This window comes from Pseudomonas sp. O230 (assembly GCF_045447035.1).
GTDB lineage: Bacteria > Pseudomonadota > Gammaproteobacteria > Pseudomonadales > Pseudomonadaceae > Aquipseudomonas.
Map to the genome: position 1 here is coordinate 287,212 of NZ_JBJGXN010000008.1, position 26,031 is coordinate 313,242.

The 26,031-nt window shown below is 59.4% G+C and carries 26 protein-coding genes and 1 pseudogene; 16 read left to right on the forward strand and 11 right to left on the reverse strand.

Annotated elements, in window-relative coordinates; all coding sequences use genetic code 11:
- Positions 1–38: 38 nt before the first annotated feature.
- Entirely contained in the window at positions 39–542 is a 504-nt protein-coding gene (locus ACI77H_RS19245; RefSeq protein ID WP_407013301.1) for a polysaccharide deacetylase, read from the reverse strand.
- 297 nt (positions 543–839) lie between these two features.
- On the opposite strand from ACI77H_RS19245, the gene ACI77H_RS19250 reads away from it, so the two are divergent.
- From ACI77H_RS19250 to ACI77H_RS19260, 3 genes are all read left to right on the forward strand, one after another.
- Entirely contained in the window at positions 840–1,115 is a 276-nt protein-coding gene (locus tag ACI77H_RS19250; protein WP_407013302.1) for a hypothetical protein, read from the forward strand.
- A gap of 423 nt (positions 1,116–1,538) precedes the next feature.
- A complete protein-coding gene (locus tag ACI77H_RS19255) occupies positions 1,539–1,835 on the forward strand; it encodes a hypothetical protein (protein WP_150633118.1) in 297 nt (98 codons plus the stop codon).
- Positions 1,836–2,081: 246 nt separating this feature from the next.
- Complete coding sequence (locus ACI77H_RS19260) at positions 2,082–2,435, forward strand: DUF1493 family protein (RefSeq protein WP_407013423.1); 354 nt, start codon at positions 2,082–2,084, stop codon at positions 2,433–2,435.
- A 143-nt stretch (positions 2,436–2,578) separates the two neighbouring features.
- On the opposite strand, the gene ACI77H_RS19265 is transcribed toward ACI77H_RS19260, so the two are convergent.
- Both ACI77H_RS19265 and hslO read right to left on the reverse strand, forming a co-directional pair.
- Positions 2,579–4,120: a phosphoenolpyruvate carboxykinase gene (locus ACI77H_RS19265; RefSeq protein ID WP_407013303.1), complete on the reverse strand. Its 1,542-nt coding sequence runs from the start codon at positions 4,118–4,120 to the stop codon at positions 2,579–2,581.
- A gap of 182 nt (positions 4,121–4,302) precedes the next feature.
- Positions 4,303–5,205, reverse strand: coding sequence for an Hsp33 family molecular chaperone HslO (gene hslO, locus ACI77H_RS19270; protein ID WP_407013304.1), 903 nt, complete (start codon positions 5,203–5,205; stop codon positions 4,303–4,305).
- A gap of 104 nt (positions 5,206–5,309) precedes the next feature.
- Between hslO and ACI77H_RS19275 the strand changes: the two are divergent.
- A pseudogene (locus ACI77H_RS19275) lies at positions 5,310–5,939 on the forward strand (phosphatase PAP2 family protein); the annotation flags it as partial.
- A gap of 67 nt (positions 5,940–6,006) precedes the next feature.
- Here ACI77H_RS19275 and ACI77H_RS19280 read toward each other — a convergent pair.
- Positions 6,007–6,414: an RNA-binding S4 domain-containing protein gene (locus ACI77H_RS19280; protein ID WP_407013424.1), complete on the reverse strand. Its 408-nt coding sequence runs from the start codon at positions 6,412–6,414 to the stop codon at positions 6,007–6,009.
- Between the two features lie 116 nt (positions 6,415–6,530).
- Here ACI77H_RS19280 and ACI77H_RS19285 point away from each other — a divergent pair, with 116 nt between their 5' ends.
- The 3 genes from ACI77H_RS19285 to rimK are packed head-to-tail and all read left to right on the forward strand — an operon-like array spanning position 6,531 to position 8,708.
- Positions 6,531–7,310, forward strand: coding sequence for an EAL domain-containing protein (locus tag ACI77H_RS19285; protein WP_407013305.1), 780 nt, complete (start codon positions 6,531–6,533; stop codon positions 7,308–7,310).
- Positions 7,311–7,344: 34 nt separating this feature from the next.
- A complete protein-coding gene (locus ACI77H_RS19290) occupies positions 7,345–7,806 on the forward strand; it encodes an ATP-dependent zinc protease (protein ID WP_407013426.1) in 462 nt (153 codons plus the stop codon).
- Complete coding sequence (rimK, locus tag ACI77H_RS19295) at positions 7,803–8,708, forward strand: 30S ribosomal protein S6--L-glutamate ligase (protein WP_007949201.1); 906 nt, start codon at positions 7,803–7,805, stop codon at positions 8,706–8,708. The genes ACI77H_RS19290 and rimK overlap by 4 nt, the downstream gene beginning before the upstream one ends.
- A gap of 155 nt (positions 8,709–8,863) precedes the next feature.
- Here rimK and ACI77H_RS19300 read toward each other — a convergent pair whose 3' ends face one another.
- Both ACI77H_RS19300 and ompR read right to left on the reverse strand, forming a co-directional pair.
- Positions 8,864–10,177, reverse strand: a complete 1,314-nt coding sequence (locus ACI77H_RS19300; RefSeq protein ID WP_150633125.1) for an ATP-binding protein — start codon at positions 10,175–10,177, stop codon at positions 8,864–8,866.
- A 103-nt stretch (positions 10,178–10,280) separates the two neighbouring features.
- Positions 10,281–11,021: a two-component system response regulator OmpR gene (ompR, locus tag ACI77H_RS19305; RefSeq protein ID WP_064675389.1), complete on the reverse strand. Its 741-nt coding sequence runs from the start codon at positions 11,019–11,021 to the stop codon at positions 10,281–10,283.
- 360 nt (positions 11,022–11,381) lie between these two features.
- On the opposite strand from ompR, the gene ACI77H_RS19310 reads away from it, so the two are divergent.
- The 7 genes from ACI77H_RS19310 (at position 11,382) to tauD (ending at position 19,708) form a co-directional block, all read left to right on the forward strand.
- Positions 11,382–13,706 carry a Tex family protein gene (locus ACI77H_RS19310; protein WP_407013306.1) on the forward strand — a complete coding sequence of 775 codons (2,325 nt, stop codon included), beginning with the start codon at positions 11,382–11,384 and terminating at the stop codon, positions 13,704–13,706.
- The gene (locus ACI77H_RS19315) at positions 13,706–14,089 is read left to right on the forward strand and encodes a PaaI family thioesterase (protein WP_407013307.1); all 384 of its coding nucleotides are present in this window, start codon (positions 13,706–13,708) and stop codon (positions 14,087–14,089) included. Before ACI77H_RS19310 ends, ACI77H_RS19315 begins: the two co-directional genes overlap by 1 nt.
- A gap of 210 nt (positions 14,090–14,299) precedes the next feature.
- Positions 14,300–15,883 (forward strand): glutamate--cysteine ligase, encoded by a 1,584-nt coding sequence (gene gshA / locus ACI77H_RS19320; RefSeq protein ID WP_407013309.1) that lies wholly within the window; start codon positions 14,300–14,302, stop codon positions 15,881–15,883.
- A 308-nt stretch (positions 15,884–16,191) separates the two neighbouring features.
- Entirely contained in the window at positions 16,192–17,169 is a 978-nt protein-coding gene (gene tauA / locus ACI77H_RS19325; protein WP_407013310.1) for a taurine ABC transporter substrate-binding protein, read from the forward strand.
- A 16-nt stretch (positions 17,170–17,185) separates the two neighbouring features.
- Positions 17,186–17,980 carry a taurine ABC transporter ATP-binding subunit gene (gene tauB / locus ACI77H_RS19330; RefSeq protein ID WP_407013311.1) on the forward strand — a complete coding sequence of 265 codons (795 nt, stop codon included), beginning with the start codon at positions 17,186–17,188 and terminating at the stop codon, positions 17,978–17,980.
- Positions 17,977–18,810, forward strand: coding sequence for a taurine ABC transporter permease TauC (tauC, locus tag ACI77H_RS19335; protein ID WP_407013312.1), 834 nt, complete (start codon positions 17,977–17,979; stop codon positions 18,808–18,810). The genes tauB and tauC overlap by 4 nt, the downstream gene beginning before the upstream one ends.
- Positions 18,811–18,865: 55 nt before the next feature.
- Complete coding sequence (gene tauD, locus ACI77H_RS19340; RefSeq protein WP_407013313.1) at positions 18,866–19,708, forward strand: taurine dioxygenase; 843 nt, start codon at positions 18,866–18,868, stop codon at positions 19,706–19,708.
- Positions 19,709–19,800: 92 nt separating this feature from the next.
- Here tauD and mgrA read toward each other — a convergent pair whose 3' ends face one another.
- The 4 genes from mgrA to ACI77H_RS19360 all read right to left on the reverse strand — a co-directional run bounded on the left by mgrA (position 19,801) and on the right by ACI77H_RS19360 (position 22,663).
- The gene (gene mgrA / locus ACI77H_RS19345; protein WP_084318295.1) at positions 19,801–20,838 is read right to left on the reverse strand and encodes an L-glyceraldehyde 3-phosphate reductase; all 1,038 of its coding nucleotides are present in this window, start codon (positions 20,836–20,838) and stop codon (positions 19,801–19,803) included.
- Positions 20,839–20,998: 160 nt separating this feature from the next.
- A complete protein-coding gene (locus ACI77H_RS19350) occupies positions 20,999–21,463 on the reverse strand; it encodes a type II toxin-antitoxin system HicB family antitoxin (RefSeq protein ID WP_407013314.1) in 465 nt (154 codons plus the stop codon).
- On the reverse strand, positions 21,460–21,642 hold the full coding sequence (locus tag ACI77H_RS19355) for a type II toxin-antitoxin system HicA family toxin (protein ID WP_407013427.1): 183 nt from the start codon (positions 21,640–21,642) through the stop codon (positions 21,460–21,462). The genes ACI77H_RS19350 and ACI77H_RS19355 overlap by 4 nt, the downstream gene beginning before the upstream one ends.
- A gap of 130 nt (positions 21,643–21,772) precedes the next feature.
- Positions 21,773–22,663 carry a LysR family transcriptional regulator gene (locus tag ACI77H_RS19360; protein ID WP_407013315.1) on the reverse strand — a complete coding sequence of 297 codons (891 nt, stop codon included), beginning with the start codon at positions 22,661–22,663 and terminating at the stop codon, positions 21,773–21,775.
- A 127-nt stretch (positions 22,664–22,790) separates the two neighbouring features.
- Between ACI77H_RS19360 and ACI77H_RS19365 the strand changes: the two genes are divergently transcribed.
- Together ACI77H_RS19365 and ACI77H_RS19370 are read left to right on the forward strand one after the other, a co-directional pair.
- Entirely contained in the window at positions 22,791–23,531 is a 741-nt protein-coding gene (locus tag ACI77H_RS19365) for an SDR family oxidoreductase (protein ID WP_407013316.1), read from the forward strand.
- Positions 23,532–23,648: 117 nt separating this feature from the next.
- On the forward strand, positions 23,649–23,909 hold the full coding sequence (locus ACI77H_RS19370; protein ID WP_407013317.1) for a hypothetical protein: 261 nt from the start codon (positions 23,649–23,651) through the stop codon (positions 23,907–23,909).
- Between the two features lie 2 nt (positions 23,910–23,911).
- Here ACI77H_RS19370 and betT read toward each other — a convergent pair whose 3' ends face one another.
- Positions 23,912–25,867 carry a choline transporter BetT gene (gene betT / locus ACI77H_RS19375; protein ID WP_407013428.1) on the reverse strand — a complete coding sequence of 652 codons (1,956 nt, stop codon included), beginning with the start codon at positions 25,865–25,867 and terminating at the stop codon, positions 23,912–23,914.
- Between the last annotated feature and the right edge of the window lie 164 nt (positions 25,868–26,031).

Here is a 26,031-nt window from a genome sequence, read left to right on the forward strand (position 1 = left end):
GGGTGAGAGAGTGTCACCGGGATTTGCCATCGACAGCGTCAGGGCACCAATACCGCCACACGCAGCTGCTCATTTAACGCCTGCTCATGAAACACCTGGCTCTTGCTCGCCCACACCGCATGGGCCGGGCTGATTTCACCGGTGAACGCCGCCGCCAGCTGACGTAAATCAGCGACGCTTCGCACACGCGGACAGAACGGTTCGCCGTCGCAGTTCTGACTGGCATTGCGGTAAGTGGTCAGCAACCGATCCCACAATCCATCACGCACCTGGCGTACAGACTTGAGCTTCACTGCCTGCACGCCCAGACGCTGTTTCAGCCCCTGCTCGTCAAGCGATTCGCTGGCCAGCAACGCCTTGCCGAACATCAGCACCTCCGCGCGGGACGCGGTGTCCATGTTCGCCTGAGTGGTGAGGGCGTCCGGCCAACCGGTGCGGGCCATGTTGGCCAGCATCATCGAACTACCGGCGTCGGCCGCACCCGTCAAACGACAAACACCCGCCCACAACAACAAAACCGAGGCCATACGTAGCCACTGCATACCTAATTCCCTTTAAGTGCCTAACCAGGCATTTTCGAAATGCCCTACAGATTCTGGCGGGCACCATACAGAGGTTTACTGCGCCACGCCTGATAAACACGTAGGAAACTTCATCTGTAAGGGTTTCGGTCAAAAAAACCTCGGGAAACGCGTAGGGCCAATGCCCGAAGACCAGTAAATCCCCTACACACTCTGTCGATTGCGGCTGTATTGCCGCAGCACGCCGTCCCCTTCATAGTTTTCGGCGCGGCTGAAACAGTGTGTCGGCCTGCCCGACTTCCCAAAGGACTGCTCACGATGCAAGACCGCTATCGCCCCCTCAAAAGCAGCTACAGCGACACCCCGGTTCTGGTCATCGACACCGAGGCCGACCCACACGAAATCCTCGACGCCGCCCGCCAACGCATCCACGCCGCCAGCGACCTGCTCGAAACGCTTTACTGCCTGTGCTTCAAACAGGCGGACGCGAGCGACATTCCCAACATCGTCAATGCCCTCTACCTGCTGACCCAGGACGGCAACGAACTCCTCGAAATCGCCCACCAACGCCTGCCAAAAATCACCGCAGGTTAATGCCCCCGGCGCAATCCCCTGTGGGAGCGAGCCTGCTCGCGATGAACGATAACGCGGTGTGCCTGACTAAAAATTTCGGCTGGGGATAACTCCGTAGGCAACGCCCTATCAAAGCTTCATCCCGGTCCTACAAAAGAAGACACCTTGTCGCCTATCGCTAACAGGCGACTGGTATCTATAGTCGGATGGTCGCTGCCAAATCAGCGACTCGGGTTTGGTCACCTGAATTTGAGAGAAAACTTACGCATGCCCTTGTATGCTGCCGACTTCTTTTGTGTCGGCACGCTTTATGGCGGCTGTGTTTGGGACGCTTCTGCGTACCCGGGTTTTCTCTCCCTGGTTGACCAACCTGAACACAGTCCGCCACCCATCGTTTGGTCACGATAGTGGCGGGTCCTCAGCTACATAAAAGAGAGATTTTAAATGAATACTTGGAACCCGCTCACAGATCGCTACCGCCCCCTCGAAACCAACCTCACCGATTCCCCGCCCCTGATCATCGACACAGAAGCCAACCCGCAAGACATCCTCGAAGCCGCCCTCCAGCGCATCCGAGCCTCCAGCGAACTACTCCGAACCCTGCACTGCCAAAGCTTCGAGCAAGGCGATATAGAAGACATCCCCCACATCACCCACGCGCTCTACCTCCTGACCCAGGACGGCTGCGACCTGCTAAAAGTCGCCCAGCAACGAATGATGGGCTGGAAAGCCCCCGCCTGACGTCGAGTGAACAGATCGTTCTCACGTTCTGCGTGAGAACGGTCAAACGGCGTTGAAAGCCGCCATCGAACACTGGAGGTAACCATGAGCAAGTTTTTTGATGAGCTGATGGAAAGCGTTCAACAGATGGACGAGATCTTACTGGGTGAGCGTCAACCTTCCCGCGAATCCCACGTTGATGCGTTGCAAGCCAAACAAAATCGTAAGGATATCGATATGACCGAGGCCAATAAGGGACAACGCACCATGAACCTCGCCCCCAACTTCCCCGACGACCACACCATGCACCTGCTCATGCAGCTGCTACACGAAGAGCTCGGCCTGCCCGAACGCAAAACCATCAACCTCACCACCTCGATCAACTTCGACTTAGGTTGCGATGGCGCTGATGCGCAGAATTTGATGGAAGCGCTGGAAGAACAGTTTGGGATCGACTTCATCGACTACGACGCTTATCGCTACTTCCAACCGGAAGGGTTTGATGTGTTTCAAAAGCGCCGGGCGAAGGGGCGCGGTGACAAAGTCCCGCTAACCATCGGAATGCTTTACCAGGCGATCAAAGTGCAGCGGTGGGAAACACAGGAATTGGAAGGCATCTAGCCGAACGCGTAAGTGCCATTATTCTGGTCGTTTAGTGACTTTTTGGCTGGAATAATGGCAGTTACGGTGTGCCTGACAGTCTGAATTGCACATACAAAAAAGCCGCCCCAAAAGGGCGGCTTTCTCATTACATCAAACCAATCTTACAACTTCGGCCCAGCCGCCTTGATCGCGTCGCTCACTTCGAACTTCTTGAAGTTCTCAACAAACAACCCGGCCAGTGCTTTTGCCGATTCATCGTAAGCAGCCTTGTCAGCCCAGGTATTACGTGGGTTCAACAGGCCAGTCTCAACGCCCGGTACGGCCAGTGGCACGTCGAGGTTAATGGTGTCGAGGTGTTCGGTTTCAGCACCGATCAACGCGCCGCTCTGGATCGCTGCGATCACGCCGCGAGTGGTCGGGATGTTGAAGCGTTTGCCGACGCCGTAGCCGCCGCCGGTCCAGCCGGTGTTGACCAGATAGACCTTGGAGCCGAAGCCGCGGATGCGTTTGATCAGCAGTTCTGCGTATTCGCCGGCCGGACGCGGGAAGAACGGTGCGCCGAAGCAGGTGGAGAAGGTCGACTTGATGCCGCTGCCGGAACCCATTTCGGTCGAGCCCACCAGAGCGGTGTAGCCGGACAGGAAGTGGTAGGCCGCTTGTTCTTCGCTGAGGATCGAGACTGGCGGCAGTACGCCGGTCAGGTCGCAGGTCAGGAAGATCACAGCGTTTGGCTCGCCACCGAGGTTTTTCTCGGAACGCTTGGCAACGTGCTCCAGCGGGTAGGCGGCGCGGCTGTTCTGGGTCAGGCTGACATCGGCGTAGTCGGCGTGCTTGGCGTCGTCGATCACGACGTTTTCCAGGACTGCGCCGTGCTTGATGGCTTTCCAGATGACCGGCTCGTTCTTCTCGGACAGGTCGATGCACTTGGCGTAGCAGCCGCCTTCGATGTTGAAGACAACGCCCTCGCCCCAGCCGTGTTCGTCGTCACCGATCAGGTAACGGCTTTCGTCGGCGGACAGGGTGGTTTTACCGGTGCCCGACAGGCCGAAGAACAGGGTTACGTCGCCTGCTTCGCCGATGTTGGCTGCGCAGTGCATTGGCAGCACGTCGGAAGCCGGCAGCAGGAAGTTCTGCACCGAGAACATGGCTTTCTTCATTTCACCGGCGTAACGCATGCCGGCAATCAGCACTTTCTTCTGTGCGAAGTTGAGGATCACGCAACCGTCGGAGTTGGTGCCGTCACGCTCTGGCACACATTCGAAGTTGGCAACGTTGAGCACTTGCCACTCATCACGACCCGCCGGGTTGTACTTTTCCGGGTTGATGAACAGGCAACGACCGAACAGGTTCTGCCAGGCAGTCTGAGTGGTCATCTTCACGGCCAGGTAGTGGTCTTCAGACGCACCTACATGCACGTGGGAAACGAAATGCTCTTGCGCGTTGTTGAACGCCTCGACGCGAGCCCACAGGGCATCGAACTTGTCGGCCGGGAACTTGCGGTTGATCGGGCCCCAGGCGATGGCGGCCTGGGTGGTCGGCTCTTCAACGATGAAACGATCGACTGGCGAGCGGCCGGTACGGTGACCGGTGCGAACAACCAGTGCGCCGGTATCGGCAAGCTCGCCTTCACCGCGACTCAGAGCTTCTTTTACCAGATCATCAACACTCAGATCGGTGTACACGGCGTTATTGGCTTGCGTCATGAGATTCCCCGTCGGCCAGTGGCCGAGTGTGCTCCAAACGTTTTGTAGTAGAAAGTCGTGCACTACTACCGCGACAAAAAGTGGGCCGGATTATGCCAGAAACGCCCAAAAATAGTAGGGCCCTCCCGTCGTAACGGCGTTATTCCGGCGCTAAGCAGTGAATTTACCTGCGCTGAACCGTTTTAGTGACGGGTATCTGACGGCGTGTCAACGCCCGCGCCGGCGAATAATTGAGCAATATCGGCGGCGTCGAACAGGTAACGTTCATTGCAGAACTGACAGTCGACTTCGATGTTGCCACCGTGTTCGACGACCAGGCTCTGCGCATCTTCCAGACCCAAACTGACCAGAGCATTGGCAGAACGTTCGCGCGAGCAGCTGCAACGGAAGCGCAGTTTCTGCACATCGAACAGGCGGACCTGCTCTTCGTGGTAAAGACGATGGAGCACGGTTTCGTTGTCCAGGCTCAGCAGTTCATCGGCGGTCAGCGTGCCGCCCAACGCGGTGAGGTGCTGCCAACTGTCGGCGCGTTCTTCTTCGTCTTTCAGACGGTCGGCGGGCAGTTGCTGCAGCAGCAGGCCGCGAGCGCGACGGCCATCGGCGTACAACCAGAAACGCGTGCCCACCTGCTGGGACATGACGAAGTAATTAGTGAAGCACTCCGACAGGGTTTCGCCATCCAGGTCGACGATGCCCTGGTAACGCTGACCTTGAGTCGGGTCAACGGTCAGCGCCAATACGCCGTTAGGCATCAGGTCGGCGAGGGTTGCGTCAGGGGCGATCTGGTCGGCCTCATAACGCGCCAGACCACGAATATCGCGTTCGCTGGAACATTCGATCATCAGCAATGGAATCGGGCCGTCGGAACGCGCCTGGAGAATCAGCAACCCATCAAACTTCAACGTACCGACCAGCAAAGACGCCGCGGCCATCAGTTCGCCAAGGAGTTGCGCGACCGGCTCCGGATACGGGTGTTTGGCCAGCACTTCGGCGTAGCTGCGCTCCAACGCAACCAGCTCGCCGCGGGTGTCGCTGTCATCGAAGATGAAGCGTTGGGTGTAGTCGGTATCCGGTAGATCGGTCATAGGTCTGGGTATCTGAAGTAAATGACAAAAAGGTTACAAAACGTGAAAAACGCGCCTCTGCAGCACCATTTTGGTGCGCACTGTTCAGCCATGGGAGGCATTTTATGAACAATCCGGGTTTGTTCCAAGCAAGGTGGAACGTCCGCCGGTTGGCGTTATGCAATTTTGTACCGCTGGCGCTGCTGGCCTTCTGGTTATGGCCTACAGGTCAGATGCTGTGTGGGATTTTCGACGAGTGGCTTTTCCACCAACTCAATTCGCAACTGGCGACTCACCCGATATGGCTGCACAGTTGGGCAATTGCAAGTCTGCGCCCATTCGATGCAGTGGTCGGTGGGATTCTGCTGGCACTGCTGATCAAGAGTGGCTGGGTGTTCAAAGCGGTTGAGGTGCGCCGGGCGTTTTTCGGTTTTTTCGCGGTGCTGCTGTTGATGCTGTTTATCCGTCTGCTGTTTTCCAAACTTGCGGGTTACATGGGCTGGCAGCACAGCAGCCCGTCGATGATGATCGACAGCGCCATCCGGATGAGCGACTACTTTCCGGGGCTTGAGAAAACCTGGGAATTGAAGGACCGCTCGACCCAGAGCTTTCCGGGCGACCATGCTTCGGTGCTGCTGATTTGGGCGTTGTTCATGACGGTGTTCAGCCGCTCTGCCTGGCAAACATGGGTGATCTGGGGATTGGCACTGCTGTTCATGATGCCGCGTCTGGTGGCCGGCGCTCATTGGGGCCAAGGTCACTGTGGGAGCGGGCTTGCCCGCGAAGACGTCAGCCCGAACGACACAGCATCCACTGACTGACTCACTCGTCGTTGCTGCTCCCACGAAATTTAAACAAGTCCCGCCGCTGCTTCTTGCTTGGCTTGCCGTCAGTGCTCACGCCCAGCGAACCCGCCTTGCGCATCGCCGCAGCCGCTTCGCGCTTGGCGATACTGGCTTCGGTTTCGGCGTACAACGTCTGCGCCTCCGGCGCACCACGGCGCACTATCGATAGCGCCTGGACCACCACCGTGCGCTCCTCGAACCCTACTCGAATCTGAAACTCGTCGCCGATCCGCGGCTCCTTGCCCGGTTTGCAGCGCTCGCCCCGACAATGCACCTTGCCGCTTTCAATTGCCGCTTTCGCCAAGGCACGAGTTTTATAAAAACGTGCAGCCCATAACCATTTATCGAGACGGACCTTGTCGTCCTCTTCCTGTTTTTGTGCCATATGAATTCCTCTTTCGGCCAATAGTCGGAACTGTACTACCGTTTCTGTCGGGCGCAAGAACTCGGCCCTCCAGATAGAATGTGATCTTGGCCGGCTGACCGGCATGGAGTGATCGAGTGACTATATTTCCATCTTCATTGACTTCAACCCAGGGCGGTTGCCAGGGTTGCCAGCAAAGCGAGCCGCTGGGCTTCGATTTTGCCTTTGCCTACCAACCGATCGTCGACTTGCGAGACCGGTCGATTTTCGCCCATGAAGCCCTGGTACGTGGGGTTGCCGGAGAAGGTGCACTGTCAGTGCTCGATCAGGTCACTGATGAGAATCGCTACCGTTTCGACCAGCTCTGCCGGACCCGCGCCATTGGAGGTGCGGCGAATTTGAATATGCAGACACATTTGTCGATCAACTTCATGCCCAACGCCGTGTACCGCCCGGAGCTGTGTATTCGCAGCACGCTGGAGGCCGCGAAAACACACAACTTCCCCATCGACCGGCTGATTTTCGAAACCCTGGAAAGCGAGCACGTAGATAACTATCGCCATTTGACTAATATTCTGCGTGAATACCGCGAATTCGGCTTCAAGACCGCCATCGACGATTTCGGCGCGGGCTACTCGGGGCTCAATCTGCTGGCTGATTTCCAACCGGACCTGATCAAACTCGACATGGCACTGATCCGCGATGTCGACCGCGATCGTGTTCGTCAGGCTATCGTTCGGGGGATTGTCACAATCTGTGCGGAGTTGGACGTTACAGTCATCGCCGAAGGCATCGAAAGCGCTGGAGAACGGGATTTCCTGGCGGACTGTGGAATTTTTCTGATGCAGGGTTACTGGTTCGCCAAACCTGCATTCAAAGCGTTGCCTCAGGTATCGCCTGAAGCCTGGACGCGATAATCGCCGGTTTTTCCTATTGAAGACATTTGACCATTTGACCGTTATCGGTCTGCGCGAGTGGGTGGCGCTCCCTGATCTGGGGGTAGCGGGCCTGCGAGCAAAAATCGACACCGGCGCCAGCACCTCCAGCCTGCACGCCACCGATATCGAGCCGTTCGAGCGCGAAGGCGAGAACTGGGTGCGTTTCACGGCGCACCTGGGCACGGTGGTGCAACTGCGTCACCGACGCTGCGAAGCGCCGCTGGTGACGATGAAAACCATCAAGAGCTCCAACGGCCATGCGCAGAAGCGTTACGTGGTCAGCACCACCCTGGCCCTCGGTGATCGGGTCTGGCGGGTCGAGTTCACCCTCGCCTGCCGCAAATCCATGCGTTATCGCCTGCTACTTGGCTCCAAAGCCCTGATCGACGGCCAACTGGTGGTCAATCCGGGTATTAAATATGTACAAGACAAGCCGGTGTTCCCGGTATCTACCTCCTCCACAGGTGTTGCATGAAGATCGCTGTGCTGTCGCGGAACCCGCGTCTGTATTCCACTCGTCGTCTGGTCGAAGCCGGTACCGAGCGTGGCCATGAAATGGTGGTGATCGACACCCTGCGCGCCTACATGAACATTGCCAGCCACAAGCCGCAGATCCACTACCGCGGCAAGCCACTGGAAGGTTTCGACGCGGTGATTCCGCGGATCGGTGCGTCGGTAACGTTCTATGGCTGCGCAGTGCTGCGTCAGTTTGAAATGATGGGGGTGTTCCCACTTAACGAATCGGTGGCCATTGCCCGCTCGCGGGACAAACTGCGTTCGCTGCAATTGCTCTCGCGCCGCGGGATCGGTTTGCCGGTCACCGGGTTTGCACACTCGCCGGATGACATTCCCGACTTGATCGACATGGTCAACGGCGCGCCGCTGGTGATCAAGGTGCTGGAAGGCACCCAAGGCATCGGCGTGGTGCTGTGTGAAACCGCGACGGCGGCGGAATCGGTGATCGAGGCGTTCATGGGCCTCAAGCAAAACATCATGGTTCAGGAATACATCAAGGAAGCCGGCGGTGCGGATATTCGCTGCTTCGTGGTCGGTGACAAGGTGATCGCGGCGATGAAGCGTCAGGCCAAGCCGGGGGAGTTTCGCTCCAACCTGCATCGCGGTGGCAGCGCCAGTCTGATCAAGATCACCCCGGAAGAACGCATGACCGCATTGCGCGCGGCGAAGGTGATGGGGCTGGCGGTGGCGGGCGTGGATATCCTGCGTTCCAATCATGGGCCTCTGGTGATGGAAGTAAATTCGTCGCCGGGTCTGGAAGGGATTGAGACCACCACCGGGAAGAATGTGGCGGGGATCATCATCGAGCATCTTGAGAAGAATGGTGGGCCGAACATGACGCGGACCAAAGGCAAGGGTTAATCCCTGAATCATGTGGCGGCAGGGAAGCCGCCTTTGCGGGCAAGCCCGCTCCCACAGTGTTCGGTGTCGGTCACAAGTTCTGTATCCACCATAAATCACTGTGGGAGCGGGCTCGCCCGCGAAGGGGCCATCAGCCCAACCGGAACTACCCGCGTTTAAACCGCATCCCGAGGCAGCATCAACCCCAACGGTAACCGCACCCGCGCTTCCAGCCCACCGCCAGTACGGTTTCGCAACTCAACATTGCCGCCATGCATCGAAGCAATCCGCTTCACGATGGCCAACCCCAAGCCAGTCCCCTTCCCGCCTCGAGCACGATCCCCCCGGGTAAACGGATTGAAGATCGCCTCCAGCTCCGACGGATCAATCCCCGCCCCACGGTCCATGACGCTCAGCACCACATACGGAGCGCTGACATCCCCGGACACATAAGCCGCCACCTCAACACCGCTGCCGGCATGATGCAACGCGTTGCCGATCAGGTTATTCAGCAGCCGCTTCATCGACACCCGCCGCAACGGGAACGGCTGAATCGGCTCCAGGCGCAGGCGTACTTTCTCTTCATTCTGGTTGTAAGGCGCAGCGACTTCACGCACCAGGTCGGTCAAGTCCACCTCTTCCACGGACTCATCACGGCCATCGCGGATGAACGCGAGAAACTGGTCGAGAATCGCGTCCATGTCCTCAATGTCACGCACCATGTCGTCCGTCAGGTCGCTGTGGTCGCCCATCAGTTCCAGCGACAGGCGCAATCGCGTCAGTGGTGTACGCAAGTCATGGGACACCCCGGCCAGCATCAGCTCGCGCTCGCGGCCGGCCTGTTCGACGTCTTCAGCCATCTGGTTGAAGGCACGATAAACCTCGGTCATCTCGCTTGGCGTATCGCTGATCGGCAGACGCACACTACGGCCCTGGCCGAGTTGCCTCGCGGCATAGACCAAGCGTTTCAAAGGTTGATTGAGCTGACTGACGAAGATCCACGCCGAGGCGGTGGAGAGCAAGCCGATGGCGAGGAACCAGCCGAGTACGTTCCAGATTTTCTGGCCACGCAAAGGATGCGGATACAGCGGCACTTTCAGCCAGCCATCACCCAGACTTGGCGCTCGAACCCACAGCGCCGGCGGTGAGTGCATGCGCAATCGCACCTCGGTGTCGGCACCGAGCTCAGCCTGCATCTGCCGCTGATAGATCTCGCTGTAAGGCCAGTGTTGCTCGCCTTCCGGCACACCGGTGCCCACCACCCGGATCAGGGTCGCGGCTTCGGCAATCTTGTCGCGGTTGTTTTCATCGGCCGCCCAATAGGCGCGCAGCGTCAGGGCGACGCCATGGCTGTATTGACGGTCCACCAGCACGTCTTCGTTCATCAACAGATAAACCAGGGTCAGCGCCTTGGAGAACAGGACGACAATCAGCACCAGCCACAGGGTGCGGGAGAAGAAACTCTGGGGGAACCAAACCGGGGTTTTCATGAATAACCGCTACACACTTGCAGGAGCGAGCCATGCTCGCATATTGCGGATCGCGAGTCTGCGGACACTATCATCCGCACGACCCGCTCCTACAAATCGCCGATCACTTGGTGGCGGCGCCATCCGGAACGAACACGTAGCCCACGCCCCAGACAGTCTGGATATAACGCGGCTTGGACGGATCAGGCTCGATCATCCGGCGCAGACGGGAAATCTGCACATCGATGGAACGCTCCAGGGCATCCCACTCGCGGCCACGGGCCAGGTTCATCAGTTTGTCGCGAGTCAGTGGCTGACGCGCGTTCATGACCAATGCCTTGAGCACCGCAAACTCACCGGTGGTGAGCATGTGCACTTCGTCTCCGCGCTTCAGTTCGCGGGTCGCCAGCGACAGTTCGTAGTCACCGAAGGTCACGCTTTCGTCTTCGCTGCCCGGCGCACCCGGCACCGGTGCTGCCTGACGACGCAGGACCGCTTTGACCCGTGCCATCAGCTCGTCCGGGTTGAACGGCTTGGCCAGGTAATCGTCAGCGCCCAGTTCGAGGCCCTTGATGCGGCTCAGCTCGTCGCCCTTGGCGGTGAGCATGATGATCGGAATCTGATTGTTCGCGCCGCGCAGACGGCGGCAGGCGGTCAAACCGTCTTCGCCGGGCAGCATCAGGTCGAGGACGACCAGGTTGAACACTTCACGCGCCAGCAGGCGGTCCATTTGTTCGGTGTTCGGTACGGCGCGGGCACGGTAGCCCTTGCTGACGAAAAAGCGCTCCAGCAGGCTGCTGAGCCCCGGATCGTCGTCAACAATAAGAATTTTTTCGCCTTCAGCAATGTTTGCAGTGCTGCTCATTAGATGCTCCTTTGATCTCGGCGCGCATTATGGCGTAGCTGCCGTTATACGCACCGTGTGCATTGTTAGCAGATTTTTCCTTCACCGCCAGGAATCCGGGCATTGTGCCTACAGCCTGTGTTGCCCCTGAATGATAGAACGCTGGTTATAATGCGCGGCCTTTTGTGTCAGGCAACGTCTGATCGTTACCGTAGTGGCGGCTTTTTATTTTCATCGCCACGGCAGTAATTGTTCGATTTCACGGGTCAACGGGATGCCTGTTGATCCAGGTAGCGGCGCAGGCCAGGCCGCTCAACCAGTCTCGCCGAGCCTTTATCCCTGCGCCTGCGAGCCTGCTTTCACAATTTGTCAGGTGGTTTTATGGACAGCATCAACAGCCGCATCGCCGAGGAACTCGGTGTACGCCCACAACAGGTCGAAGCGGCCGTCGCGCTACTCGATGAAGGCTCTACCGTTCCCTTCATCGCCCGTTACCGGAAAGAAGTGACCGGCAGCCTCGATGACATCCAGTTGCGTCATCTGGAAGAGCGTCTGCGCTACCTGCGAGAACTCGACGAACGGCGCATCAGCATCCTCGCCAGCATCGAAGAGCAAGGCAAGCTGACCCCGCAACTTGAGCGCGACATCAAGCTCGCCGACACCAAGACCCGCCTCGAAGACTTGTACTTGCCGTACAAGCAGAAGCGCCGCACCAAGGGCCAGATTGCCCTGGAAGCCGGCCTCGGCGAACTGGCCGACGGTCTGTTCAACGACCCCTCGCTGGCCCCGGACACCGAAGCCGCACGGTTCATCAACGCCGAAAAAGGCGTGGCCGATGTGAAGGCGGCCCTCGAAGGCGCCAAGTACATCCTCATGGAACGCTTCGCCGAAGACGCCGGCCTGCTGGACAAGCTGCGCAGCTATTTGAAGCAGGAAGCCACCCTCAGTGCCCGCGTGATCGCCGGCAAGGAAGAGGAAGGCGCCAAGTTCCGCGACTATTTCGAACACGACGAACCGCTGAAAAGCATGCCGTCGCACCGTGCGCTGGCGATTTTCCGTGGCCGCAACGAAGGCATCCTGAGCTCCGCGCTGAAAGTCGGCGACGAGCTGCCGGGCACCATGCACCCATGCGAAGGCATGATCGGTCAGCAATTCGGCATTCAGAACCAGAACCGCGCCGCCGATAAATGGCTGGGCGAAGTGGTGCGCTGGACCTGGAAAGTGAAGCTTTACACGCATTTGGAAACCGATCTGCTAGGCGAGCTGCGCGATGGCGCGGAAACCGAAGCGATCAACGTGTTCGCGCACAACCTGCACGACTTGCTGCTGTCGGCACCGGCCGGCCCGCGTGCCACCCTAGGCCTCGACCCGGGCCTGCGCACCGGCTGCAAGGTCGCCGTAGTCGATGCCACCGGCAAACTGCTGGATCACGCCACGGTTTACCCGCACGTGCCGCACAACAAGTGGGACCAGACCCTCGCGATTCTCGCCGCCCTGTGCGCCAAGCATTCGGTAGACCTGATCGCCATCGGCAACGGCACCGCCAGCCGCGAAACCGATAAACTGGCCGCTGAGCTGATCAAAAAATACCCAGCGATGAAGATGACCAAAGTCATGGTCTCCGAGGCCGGCGCATCGGTTTACTCGGCGTCGGAACTGGCTTCCAAGGAATTCCCGGACCTCGACGTGTCGATCCGTGGCGCGGTGTCTATCGCCCGTCGCTTGCAGGATCCACTGGCCGAACTGGTGAAGATCGATCCTAAATCCATCGGCGTCGGCCAGTACCAGCACGACGTGTCGCAGCTGAAACTGGCCCGCGGCCTGGACGCCGTGGTCGAGGACTGCGTAAACGCCGTGGGCGTGGACGTGAACACCGCGTCCGTGGCGCTGCTGGCCCGTATCTCCGGCCTCAATGCGACCCTGGCGCAGAATATCGTCAGCCACCGTGACGAGCACGGCGCGTTCAAAACCCGTGCGGCGTTGAAGAAAGTTGCGCGTCTGGGCGAGAAAACGTTCGAGCAGGCGGCTGGTTTCCTACGTGTGATGAACGGCGACAACCCGCTGGATTCGTCCGCCGTTCACCCGGAAGCCTATCCGCTGGTGCAGCGCATTGCCGCTGAAACCGACCGCGACATTCGTTCGCTGATCGGCGACGCCAGCTTCCTCAAGCGCCTCGATCCGAAGAAGTACACCGACGAAACCTTCGGTCTGCCAACGGTCACCGACATCCTGCAAGAACTGGAAAAACCGGGCCGCGACCCACGCCCCGAGTTCAAGACCGCCGAGTTCCAGGAAGGCGTCGAAGACCTCAAGGATCTTGAACTGGGAATGATCCTCGAAGGCGTGGTGACCAACGTGACCAACTTCGGCGCGTTCGTTGACATCGGCGTGCATCAGGACGGTTTGGTGCATATCTCCGCGCTTTCGGAGAAGTTCATCAAGGATCCTCGGGAAGCGGTGAAGGCCGGTGACGTGGTGAAAGTGAAGGTCATGGAAATCGACATCCCGCGCAAACGCGTTGGCCTGTCGATGCGCATGAGCGACACGCCGGGCGAGAAAATCGACGGTGCCCGTGGCGCGCGTCCGGGGTCGGCGCCGCGCCAATCCCAGAACACTGCACCGCGCAAGGAAACCACGGCAGCGGCCCCGGCCAACAACGCCATGGCTTCGCTGTTCGCCAACGCCAAAACGTTGAAGAAACGCTGATGGACATTCCTGCCGGGCTGACCGAAAGCGCTTTTTTCAAGCTGCTGGGGTGTCGCTTGCACAGCCTGGAGACCGGGGTGGCGCAAGTCGCCCTGGGGCTTGCGCCAGAACTGCGCAATCGCGGCGGCAAGCTGCACGGCGGGGCTTTGTTCAGTCTGGTGGACATCGCCATGGGGCTGGCCTGCTCCAGCACCCACGGCTTTGACCAGCAGAGCGCGACCATCGAGTGCAAGATCAACTACATTCGCGCCGTTTCTGATGGCGAAGTGATTTGCACGGCGCGGGTAATCCACCCGGGCCGACGCACGCTGGTGGTCGAGGCCGACGTGATGCAGGGCGACAAACTCGTCGTAAAAGCACAAGGCACGTTCGCTGTCCTGTAGCTAGCCGTCATCGATTTGAGTTAATTTCGGCGCTATGAAAACCTGTGGGAGCGGCGCACCGCCGCTCCCACAGGGATTGTGGCGACTTGGCTGACTGACATTGGTCTGTACGGCTCAAAAACCAGGCGAAAACGCCAGTTTTAACTTCACCCTTGTAGACCGTCTTGCCCACCCCCATATTGGGGCGACTGACGCGTGAAGGAATCCAACTTGAGCGAACTTCTCAACCGCCGCCTGGCTCTGCTCGGCGAGCGCGCTAACCTCTCTCTGCTCGAACAGTGCCTTCACGGCATCGAACGTGAATGCCTGCGCGTGACCGGCGAAGGTCGCCTGGCGCAAACGCCGCACCCGGAAGCATTGGGTTCCGCGCTGACCAACGAACAAATCACCACCGACTATTCCGAGTCGCTGCTGGAGTTCATCACGCCCGCCCTGCCCGACCCGGCTGAAACCCTGGCGAGCCTGGACAGGATTCACCGTTTTGCCTACAGCAAGCTCGGCAACGAGTACCTGTGGAGTCCGTCGATGCCGTGCCCGCTGCCGGCCGAGGAAGACATCCCGATTGCCTATTACGGCACCTCCAACATCGGTCAGCTCAAGTACGTCTACCGCAAGGGCCTGGCCCTGCGCTACGGCAAGACCATGCAGTGCATCGCCGGGATTCACTACAACTTTTCCCTGCCGGAAAAACTCTGGCCGCTGCTCAAACAGGCGGAAGGCTTTGTCGGTACTGACCGCGACTATCAGTCGTCGGCCTACATCGCGCTGATCCGCAACTTCCGTCGCTACAGCTGGCTGCTGATGTACCTGTTCGGTGCTTCGCCAGCGCTGGACGCCGGTTTCCTGCGCGGTCGCTCGCACCAGTTGGAACAGCTGGACCCGGACACCTTGTACCTGCCGTACGCCACCAGCCTGCGCATGAGCGACCTCGGTTACCAGAGCAACGCCCAGGCCGGTCTGACGCCGTGCTACAACGACTTGGCGAGCTACACCGACAGCCTGCGCAAGGCAGTCGCCACACCGTATGCGCCATATGTCGAAATCGGCACGCATCAGGACGGTGAGTGGGTTCAGCTCAACACCAACATCCTGCAGATCGAAAACGAGTACTACTCCAACATCCGCCCGAAACGCGTGACCTACACCGGCGAGCGGCCGATTCAGGCGCTGGTAGCCCGTGGCATTCAGTACGTCGAAGTGCGTTGCCTGGACATCAACCCGTTCCTGCCGATGGGCATCGACCTGCCGGAGTCGCGATTCCTCGACGCATTCCTGTTGTACTGCGCGCTGAACGACAGTCCGCTGCTGACCAATAATTCGTGCGGCAATGCCACTTCGAACTTCCTCAGCGTGGTCAAGGAAGGTCGCCGTCCGGGCCTGCAACTGCAACGAGACGGTCAACCGGTTGACCTGAAAGAGTGGGCAGGCGAGTTGCTGGAGAAGATTGCGCCACTGGCGGCCTTGCTGGATCAGAGCCATGGCGGCGATGCCCATAGCAAAGCGCTGGACGCGCAACTGGCCAAGGTCAAGGACCCGGCCCTGACGCCTTCGGCCCAGGTACTGGCGGCGATGGCCGAGCACAAGGAAAGCTTCAGCCAGTTCTCCCTGCGTCAGAGCCAGGCCCATGCGGAATATTTCCGTAGCGAGCCTTTGAGCAGCGACGACCAGGCGAAATTCGAAGAGCGCGCACGCTCGTCGCTGGCTGAGCAAGTGGAGCTGGAACAGAACGAAGTCGGCGATTTCGATGTGTTTGTCGGCTCGTATCAGGCAAGCATTCTGGCGATCAGCAACTAACCTCAGAAGGTCCTGCGGACCTATCGCCAGCAAGCTGGCTCCTACACAGATTCGGGATCGCCACCAAATGCGCGCCCGACACAAAACCTTGTAGGAGCCGGCTTGCCAGCGATGGCGGCCTTGGATTCGCCACAAGGCTCAAGGGCCCGATTGCCGACAAGCAGTCACCTACAGGGCGCTGCGCGATAATGGCACTTAGAATTTTCCGCTCATAAGCTAATTCTAAAAAGTTATTTATTTTTGGATTCTTAGATCATTTAGTCTCCTTTTCACGCCGACTCTCGGTCCGCCTGACAAGGAGCTTCCCCATGAAACTGCATTTCCCTCTTCGCCTCCTGGCGGCCGCGTCTTTGGCTGCGGCGAGTTTCTTTGCCCAGGCGGCTGACGTGACTGTCGCCTACCAGACCACCGTGGACCCGGCGAAAGTCGCCCAGGCTGACGGCGCTTACGAAAAAGCCACCAACGCCAAGATCGACTGGCGCAAATTCGACAACGGTGCCGACATCATCGCCGCCATCGCTTCCGGCGACGTGCAGATCGGCTACCTCGGTTCCAGCCCCCTGACGGCTGCAATCACCCGTAAAGTCCCGGTTGAAACCTTCCTCATTGCCACCCAGATCGGCGCCGCCGAAGCGCTGGTCGCCCGCGACGGTTCCGGGATCAAAACGCCGCAAGACCTGATCGGCAAGAAAATCGCCGTGCCGTTCGTTTCCACCGGTCACTACAGCCTGCTCGCCGCGCTGAAACACTGGAACATCGACCCGTCGAAAGTCACCGTGCTCAACCTTGCCCCGCCAGCCATCATCGCGGCGTGGAAACGCGGTGACATCGACGCCACTTACGTCTGGGACCCAGCGCTCGGCGTGGCCAAGGAAAACGGCAAAGTGCTGATCACCTCCGGCGAACTGGCCAAGTTCGGCGCACCGACTTTCGACGCATGGATCGTGCGCAAAGACTTCGCCCAGAAACACCCGGAAATCGTCACCGCGTTCGCCAAGGTCACCCTCGACGCCTACGCCGATTACCGCAAAGACCCGAAAGCCTGGCTCGCCAATCAAACCAACGTCGACAAACTGGTGAAGCTGTCTGGCGCCAAGGCCAGCGACATTCCGCTGCTGCTGCAAGGCAACGTCTACCCGCTGGCGGCTGATCAGGTAATCACCCTCGGCGCGCCGACCACCAAAGCCATCACCGACACCGCCGTGTTCCTCAAGGAACAAGGCAAGGTCGAGGCCGTGCTGCCGGACTACGCGCCGTATGTCAGCGCCAAGTTCATCACTAACTGATCGGGAGTTATTTGCGATGGCCTTGCTTCAGCTGGAGCGCATCAGCGCACAGTACCCCGGCAGCCCGGAACCGGTGCTGGCGGATATTTCCTTGAGCCTTGGGCCCCAGCAATTGCTGGTGGCCCTCGGCCCGTCCGGCAGTGGCAAGACTTCGCTGTTGAACCTGATTGCCGGTTTTGTAGAGCCTAGCGCCGGGCGCATCACCCTCGATGGCGTGCCGGTCAAAGGCCCGAGCGCGGAACGTGGCGTGGTGTTTCAGGATGACGCGTTGCTGCCTTGGCAGGACGTGCTGGCCAACGTCGGTTTCGGTCTGGAACTGGCGGGTATTTCCCGTGACAAACGCGAAATCCGCGCTCGGGAAATGCTCGCCCTGGTTGATCTGTCCGGTTTCGAGCACCGCCGTATCTGGCAGCTTTCCGGCGGCCAGAAGCAGCGTGTTGGCCTGGCCCGTGCGCTCGCCGCTGATCCTCGCGTGTTGCTGATGGACGAACCTTTCGGCGCCCTCGATGCCTTCACCCGCGAACAGATGCAAGAGCTGCTATTGCAGGTCTGGCAGCGCACCGCCAAACCCGTATTCCTGATTACCCACGACATCGAAGAAGCGGTGTTTCTCGCCACGGACCTGATTCTGCTGGCGCCAAACCCCGGGCAAATCGTCGAGCGCCTGAGCCTGGACTTCGGTCAGCGTTACGCCGCCGGCGAATCCGCACGGGCGATCAAATCCGACCCGCGCTTTATCGAAACCCGCGAACACGTACTCGCCAAAGTGTTCTCCCAACGCAGCGCCGCCACGCGGCAGGAGCGCGCATGAGCAGCTATGAAATTCCGGCCGTGACGGTGAAACCGGGCTCCACGGTGATTCCTGTTCGACGCAGCCTCAGCACGCGCTGGATCAGCGTACTGACCCTGGTCGCGCTGGTTGCCCTGTGGTGGGCCGTTACCGCCACAGGAATGATCGAACCGCTGTTCCTGCCGCCACCGTCCGCCGTGCTGCAAAAAGGCTGGTTGCTGGTGACCACCGGCTACATGGATTCGACGTTGTGGCAGCACTTGGGCGCGAGCCTCGGCCGCATCGGCCTGGGCCTTGGTTTTGCCGTGCTGACCGCCGTTCCGGTGGGCATCGCCATCGGGCACAACCGCATCGCGCGCGGCATTCTCGATCCGCTGATCGAGTTCTACCGCCCTATTCCACCGCTGGCCTACCTGCCGCTGATCGTGATCTGGTGCGGCATTGGCGAGCTGTCGAAAGTCTTGCTGATCTACCTGGCGATTTTCGCCCCGATCGCCATCGCCACCGCGACCGGCGTGCGCACCGTCGACCCGGCCAAATTGCGCGCAGCGCAATCTTTGGGTGCGACCCGTGCACAGTTGATTCGCCATGTGATTTTGCCGAGCGCATTGCCGGACATTTTGACCGGCGTGCGCATTGGCCTGGGAGTGGGCTGGTCGACGCTGGTCGCCGCCGAACTGATCGCCGCCACCAGCGGCTTGGGCTTCATGGTGCAGTCGGCCGCGCAGTTTCTGGTCACCGATGTGGTGGTGCTGGGGATTCTGGTGATTGCGCTGATCGCCTTTGCCATGGAGATGGGCTTGCGTGCGCTGCAACGCAAACTGGTGCCGTGGCACGGCCAGGCTCACTAACGACTTGTCATTGACCATGCCGACAGCTCGGCACCCCGGATTGAAGAGAACCACCATGAGCCACCTGACCATCGTCCCCCTCAGCTCCGCGCTCGGCGCGCAAATCAGCGGCATCGACATCAGTCAGCCGCTGAACCTGGAACAACGCGATGTCATTGAGCAGGCACTGCTCAAGCATCAGGTGCTGTTCTTCCGCGACCAGCCGATCACGCCGCAGCAACAGGCGCGTTTCGCCGCCAATTTCGGTGACCTGCACATTCACCCGATCTACCCCAACGTGCCGGAACAGCCGGAAGTACTGATCCTCGACACCGCCGTCACCGATGTGCGCGACAACGCGATCTGGCACACCGACGTAACCTTCCTGCCGACCCCGGCGATGGGCGCGGTGCTCAGCGCAAAATTGTTGCCGGAGTTTGGCGGCGACACGTTGTGGGCCAGCGGTATTGCGGCGTATGAAGCGCTGTCGGCGCCGATGAAAACCTTGCTCGAGGGGCTGACGGCGACCCACGATTTCACCCGTTCGTTTCCGCTGGAACGCTATGGCAACACGCCTGAGGCGCTGGCTCAGTGGGAAGAAGCACGCCGCAAGAATCCGCCACTGTCGCACCCGGTAATCCGCACGCACCCGGTGAGCGGGCGCCGTTCGTTGTTCGTCAATGAAGGGTTTACGTCGAAGATCAATGAGCTGTCGGAAACCGAGAGCGAGGCGATTCTGAAGTTTCTGTTCGCCCATGCCACACGGCCGGAGTTCACCATTCGCTGGCGCTGGCAGCAGGATGATATTGCGTTCTGGGATAACCGCGTGACGCAGCATTACGCGGTGGATGACTACCGGCCGGCGCGGCGGGTGATGCAGCGGGCGACGGTGTTGGGGGATGTGCCGTTTTTCAGGTAAATCCCGGTTTTTTTTGTTGTTTGGTCTGGCCCCATCGCGAGCAAGCCCGCGATGAGGCCAAAGCAGGCGCCTGATCATCCGACGCCGAAAACTTACTCCGCCGTCGAAGGCTTCTCCCAAAGATTGATCCCGCCCTCCTGGGCAAACCGGTCAATCTCCGCCAGCTCCTCCACACTGAAGCTCAGATTCTTCAACGCCCCGACGTTCTCGATGATCTGCTCCGGCCGGCTCGCACCGATCAGCGCCGAGGTCACCCGAGGATCGCGCAGCGTCCAGGCCAACGCCAGTTGCGCCAGGCTCTGGCCGCGACGCTTGGCGATTTCGTTAAGGCCGCGCACATGGGCAATGTTGGCCTCAGACAGGTGCGAGGACTGCAACGAACCGCCGCCCGGACGATTGACCCGCGCATCCTTCGGAATGCCGTTGAGGTATTTGTCGGTCAACAGGCCCTGCGCCAACGGCGTGAACGCAATCACGCCGGTACCCAGTTCGTCGGTGACCTCCAGCAAATCCTTTTCCACCCAGCGATTGAGCAGGTTGTACGCCGGTTGGTGAATCAGCAGCGGCACTTTCCACTCTTTCAACAGCGCGGCCATCTCCCGGGTTTTCACTCCGGAATACGACGAGATGCCGATGTACAGCGCCTTGCCCTGCTGCACCGCGGTGGCCAGTGCGCTGGCGGTTTCTTCCAGCGGCGTGTCCGGGTCGAAACGGTGGGAGTAGAAAATATCCACGTAATCCAGGCCCAGACGCTGCAGGCTCTGATCAAGGCTGGCCAGCACGTATTTACGCGAACCACCGCCCTGCCCGTAAGGACCGGGCCACATGTCCCAACCGGCCTTGCTCGAGATGATCAGCTCATCGCGATACTGCTTGAAGTCTTCGCGCAGCAAACGACCGAAATTAATCTCGGCGCTGCCGTACGGCGGGCCGTAATTGTTGGCCAGGTCGAAGTGGTTGATCCCCAGATCGAACGCCGTGCGCAGCAACGAGCGCTGAGTGTCGATCGGCGTGCTGTCGCCAAAGTTGTGCCACAGGCCCAAGGACAACGCCGGCAACACCAGACCGCTGCGACCGACGCGGCGGTAAGGGATGGAGTCGTAGCGGTTTTCGGCAGCGGTGTAGGTCATCGAATCCTCTCTTGTCTGTCTTGAAGTTGGTATCGACTGCTTCGCAAGTTGCCCAGCATACGCCCAGACAAACGTCGATAAACCTCGGACTTGAGGAAATGCTGAAACGTTTCACAGAATTTCGACAGAACCGACCCTGGAGCCAAAATCCGCACGGTGTTTATGCCGACAGCTCTCGGAGTGCGGCCGCCGCCAAAAAACCGGATCTTGAGCTGTATCGCTGATCCCGCCTGACTGTTTGGTCGATACGCTCAAGCAACTGCTCAGGCAGAGTGGCGTTGAAGCGCATCGACTTGCCGAAGTAAGGCGTGATATCGAAGTCGACCACACCCCATACACCACCGGCGTAATCAGGGTTATCAATATGAGCGTCAATCTCACGCACTTGCGGCAGTGGATCACCATCGGCGACCAACCCTTCATAGTGCAAGGACAACGCTTCCTTCACGTTTTCGAATGCCTGCGCCACCGTAGCGCCCGCAGAGAAACAACCCGGTACGTCCGGGATAATCACTCCGTATTCTGAGTCGGCATCCTTGTGCAGAACGACCGGGAATTTCATTTCGGTGAGTCCTTCCTGTGATGTGGCGCCTTCGAGGCTCTCGTTTCCAATGTCGGGGCTCATTTCAGGCCCGCCTGTTTCAAAATGCTGTTGATCGTTCCTTTCGGAAGATCCGAATCAGGGTGCTTGATCGTCACCCGGCCTGCCTTGTACGAATGCTTGTACTGATGGTGGCTACCTTTTACGGCGACCAGATACCAACCATCCTCCTCGATCATCCTGATCATTTCCCGACTTCGCATCACCTTCGTCTTTGTGGGCAGCAATCTGCTGACCACATTACGTGACGAATGCGGACCTTATACACACGATACACACCCTGATAAATATTAGCCCACTGCAAGGTCGCCCCACTTGCCTGAAGACCAGCGGTTACTGCGCTTGCGCAAACACCTCACCCAACCAATCCACAAACACCCGAACCCGTGGCGACAGGTGTCGGTTGTGCGGATACAACACTGAAACCGGCATCGGTGGCGGTGGCGTATCGATCAGGACCTCCTGCACCAGCCCCTGGGAGATCTGTGTTTCCATGCGGTAATACGGGCACTGGATCAATCCCAACCCGGCAATGGCCGACGCGGCGTAGATTTCTGCGCCGAACACCGAGATCGCGCCATCGATCGAGACTTCCCGCAACTCGTCATCGACCATGAATTCGAATGGAAACAACTTGGCGCTGGTGCGCGAGACGTAGTTCACCGCGCGATGGTGTTTCAGGTCTTCGAGGGTTTTCGGTTCGCCGTATTTGCGCAGATAGGCGGGGCTGGCGCAGGTGATTTGACGCAGGTTGGCAACACGTTTGCCGATCAACGCCGAATCACCCAGCGTGCCGGCGCGCAGTACACAGTCGACGCCTTCGGCGATCAGGTCGACAAAACGGTCCGCCTCGCTGATGGACAGTTCTATATCCGGGTAACGAGCCATGAACAGCGGCAACGCAGGGATCACGAAGTGCTTGGCCAGCGTGCCATGCAAATCCACGCGCAATCGCCCCTTCGGCGCCACGCTGCGAAAGGCCAGTTCGGCTTCTTCCAGCTCTGCCAGCAACTGCACACACCGCAGGTAGTAAGCCTCGCCGTCCAGTGTCGGACGCACCTTACGCGTACTGCGCTCCAGTAAACGCGTGCCGAGCCAGGCTTCGAACTGGTTCAGCGTGTGGGTCAGGGTTGCCCGCGGCAGGTTCAGGTCCTCGGCGGCCAGGGTAAAGCTGCTGCGCTCGTAGATCCGCACGAACACCTTCATCGCTTTGACTTGATCCATGGCGCTCCAGACCTTCAATTGTTGGCGAATCTTGAACAGTAAAGGCAACTCTCGTGCATTTATCGGCCTGGGTAAACATGTGAATCTGGCTTCACCCCAAACAGACGCCTTCAAAGGATTCAACGCCATGAGCACTCAAACGTCGAAAGTTGCCATCGTGACCGGTGCCTCCCGCGGCATCGGCGCCGTGATCGCCAAACAGTTGGCCTGCGAGGGTTTCGCCGTCGCCATCAACTACGCCAGCAGCGCCACTGAGGCATCGAAGCTGGTTGTGGAATTGCGTCAGGCCGGCCATCAAGCCATAGCGATCAAGGCTGACGTGGCCAATGCCGACGACGTGCGCCGGATGTTCGATGAAACCGAAACACAACTGGGCAAAGTCGATGTGTTGATCAATAACGCCGGCATTCTCAAAGTGATGCCGCTGGCGCAACACACGGACGAACTGTTCGACCAGAACTTCAACATCCACGCTCGCGGCACGTTCAACACGTTGCGTGAAGCAGCAACGCGTTTGAACAGCGGTGGCCGGATCGTCAACTTCTCCAGCAGCACCGTCGGCATGAACCTGCCGGGTTACGCCGTGTACATCGCCAGCAAAGCCGCGGTGGAATCCCTGACTCAGGTGTTCGCCAAGGAAATGCGCGGTCGCCACATCACCGTCAACGCCGTCGCGCCCGGGCCGGTGGCGACCGACCTGTTTTTGCACGGCAAGAGCGAGGAGCAGATTCAGAACTTCGCGAAGATGGCGCCGCTGGAACGCCTGGGACAGCCAGAAGACATCTCCCGCGTCGTGTCTTTCCTGGTCGGCCCGGATTCGGCGTGGGTCAATGGACAGATTCTGCGGGTCAATGGCGGGTTGGTTTAAGCTGCTATGCAGGCAGGATCGACGCCATCGCCGGCAAGCCAGCTCCTACAGTGGATTGGCGTCGTTCACAGAACCCTTGGGCCTGAAATGCGACACACCTGAAGGGAGGAACGCATCATGCACACCACGATCATCATCACCTTCGGCCTGATCCTCCTGGCGCTGATGCTGTTCATCGGCGAGAAAATCGGCTTCAGCCGCCAGACACTGACCTACAGCTTCATCGTCCTGTGGCTGGCCCTGACGATGATCAACGGCGCCATCGGCGTGGTCACTGCCGGCCAGCCCGTCACGACGGAACTGGTGGTCGGCAGTATTGTGTTCGGCGTGCCGGTGGCGGCGCTGGTGCTGTTCATGGTGTTGAGCAGCGAGACCTGAACTCAACGCACCAAATGCAAGAACTGCATGTGCCGCTCGTACTGATCGAGGATGTCGTTGATGACCTGCTCCTTGGTGTAGCCGACCAGATCGTAGTCCTGACTGCCCTCACTCAAATGCACCTCGGCTCGATAATAACGGCGATTGTTGAGTTCCTTGGAACCCATGCCGCCACGGGCGAACGAAGGCGTGAAGTAGCCGCGCATCTGCACCTGATAGATGAACGGATGCTGCTCGTCGTGACCGATCTCCAGGCTGACGCTGTCGTTCGCCGGATCGGGTTGAGTGACCACGTTCAAGCCCTTCTCAACGAACACTGCCGTCACTTCTTCGATCGCCGGGCGCACCGTCGTGTCGAGGAAGCGATAAACCTCATCGCGCGACGGGAAGTGCACCGCCTGACTCAAACGCTGACGCCAACCGCCACGCCGTGCTCCGGACACCGGCGCCAGGGAATGCAACTGCGCAATCTGCTTTTGCGACTCCAGATAGAACGCCTTGTGCAGGCCCCACATCATCAGCAGCAAGATCATCGAGAACGGTAGCGAAGTGAGCACCACCGCTGACTTCAGCGCATCGATGCTGCCGGAAAACAGCAGCGCACTGGTCACCAGCGCCGTCATCGCGCCCCAGAACACCCGCAGCCATTTCGGCCCGTCTTCATCCGGATTGCCGCCCTTGGCGGACAGCGTCGACAACACCACGGTGCCGGAATCGGCCGAGGTGACGAAGAACACAAAACTGATGAACACCGTGACCGCGATGACGGTTTTGCTCCACGGGTAGGTTTCCAGCAGCAGGTACAAGGTCATCGACGGGTTGTCGATGGCCGACATGCCGAGCGCGCTCATACCGTGGTTGAGCACTTGGTCGATGGCGCTGTTGCCGAAAATCGACATCCACGCCAGGGTGAATCCGAGCGGAATCAACAGCACGCCGAAGACGAATTCGCGAATGGTGCGACCACGGGAAATGCGCGCGATAAACAGGCCCACGAACGGCGACCACGCAATCCACCACGCCCAGTAAAACACCGTCCAGCCGCCCAGCCAGTCGCTGGGTTTGTCGTAGGCGTAAAGGTCAAAACTCTTCATCGGCAAGGCGCCAAGGTAATCGCCGATGTTCTGGATCAAGGTGTTGAGCAGGTGCTGGGTGGGGCCGGCAAACAACACGAACAGCAGCAGCGCACAGGCCAGCAGCATGTTGATGTCGGACATCACCCGTACGCCTTTGTCGACGCCAGCCACCGCGACGATGATTGCCGCGCCCATCATCAGCGTGATCAGGCCGACCTGAATCCACTGGGTGTGGGCGATGCCAAACAGGTAATCCAGCCCCGAGTTGAGGTGCAACACGCCGAAGCCCATGTCGGCACCGAGGCCGAACACCGTGGCGATGATGCCGAAGCCATCCACCGCGTAGCCGATCGGGCCGTTGATGCGTTTGCCGATCAGCGGATAGAGCGCCGAGCGCAAGGCCAGCGGCAGGTTGTGGCGGTAAGCGAAATAGGCCAACGCCATGCCGACGAAGGCAAATACGCCCCAGCCGTGCAGGCCCCAGTGCAGAAACAGGATCTGCATCGCCTGGCGCGCCGCATCCGCGGTGCCGGCCTCGCCTTGCGGCGGTTGTGACAGGTGCGTCAACGGTTCGGACACGCAAAAGAAGAACAACGTGATGCTGATCCCGGCGGCAAACAGCATCCCGGCCCAGGACAGGTAACTGAATTCGGGCTCGTCGTGGTCGGCACCGAGCTTGATCTTGCCGTAGCCGGACAAGGCGGTGACCACCACGAAGACCAGATACAGCGTCATCGCGAGCATGTAATACCAGCCGACCGTATTGGCCGCCCAGTTTTGCGCTTGCAACAGCCAGGCGCCGGCCTGTTCAGGTATGGCGATAACGACAATGCCGAACAGAAAGATAAACGTCGCCGCAAAGTAAAACACCGGCGGATTCATGCGGACCTGGCCGCTGGCGGGGGTGGACGATGCACTCATGAAAGGTGCACCTCAAGGGGGTGAAACCGGGCAATCAATAACGGACTCGGCAAGGGCAAGCCTCCTGTTGTGAACGGGCAGCAAACCGGCGGTTTAACTTGAATGAGCGTTCAAGTTAAACATGG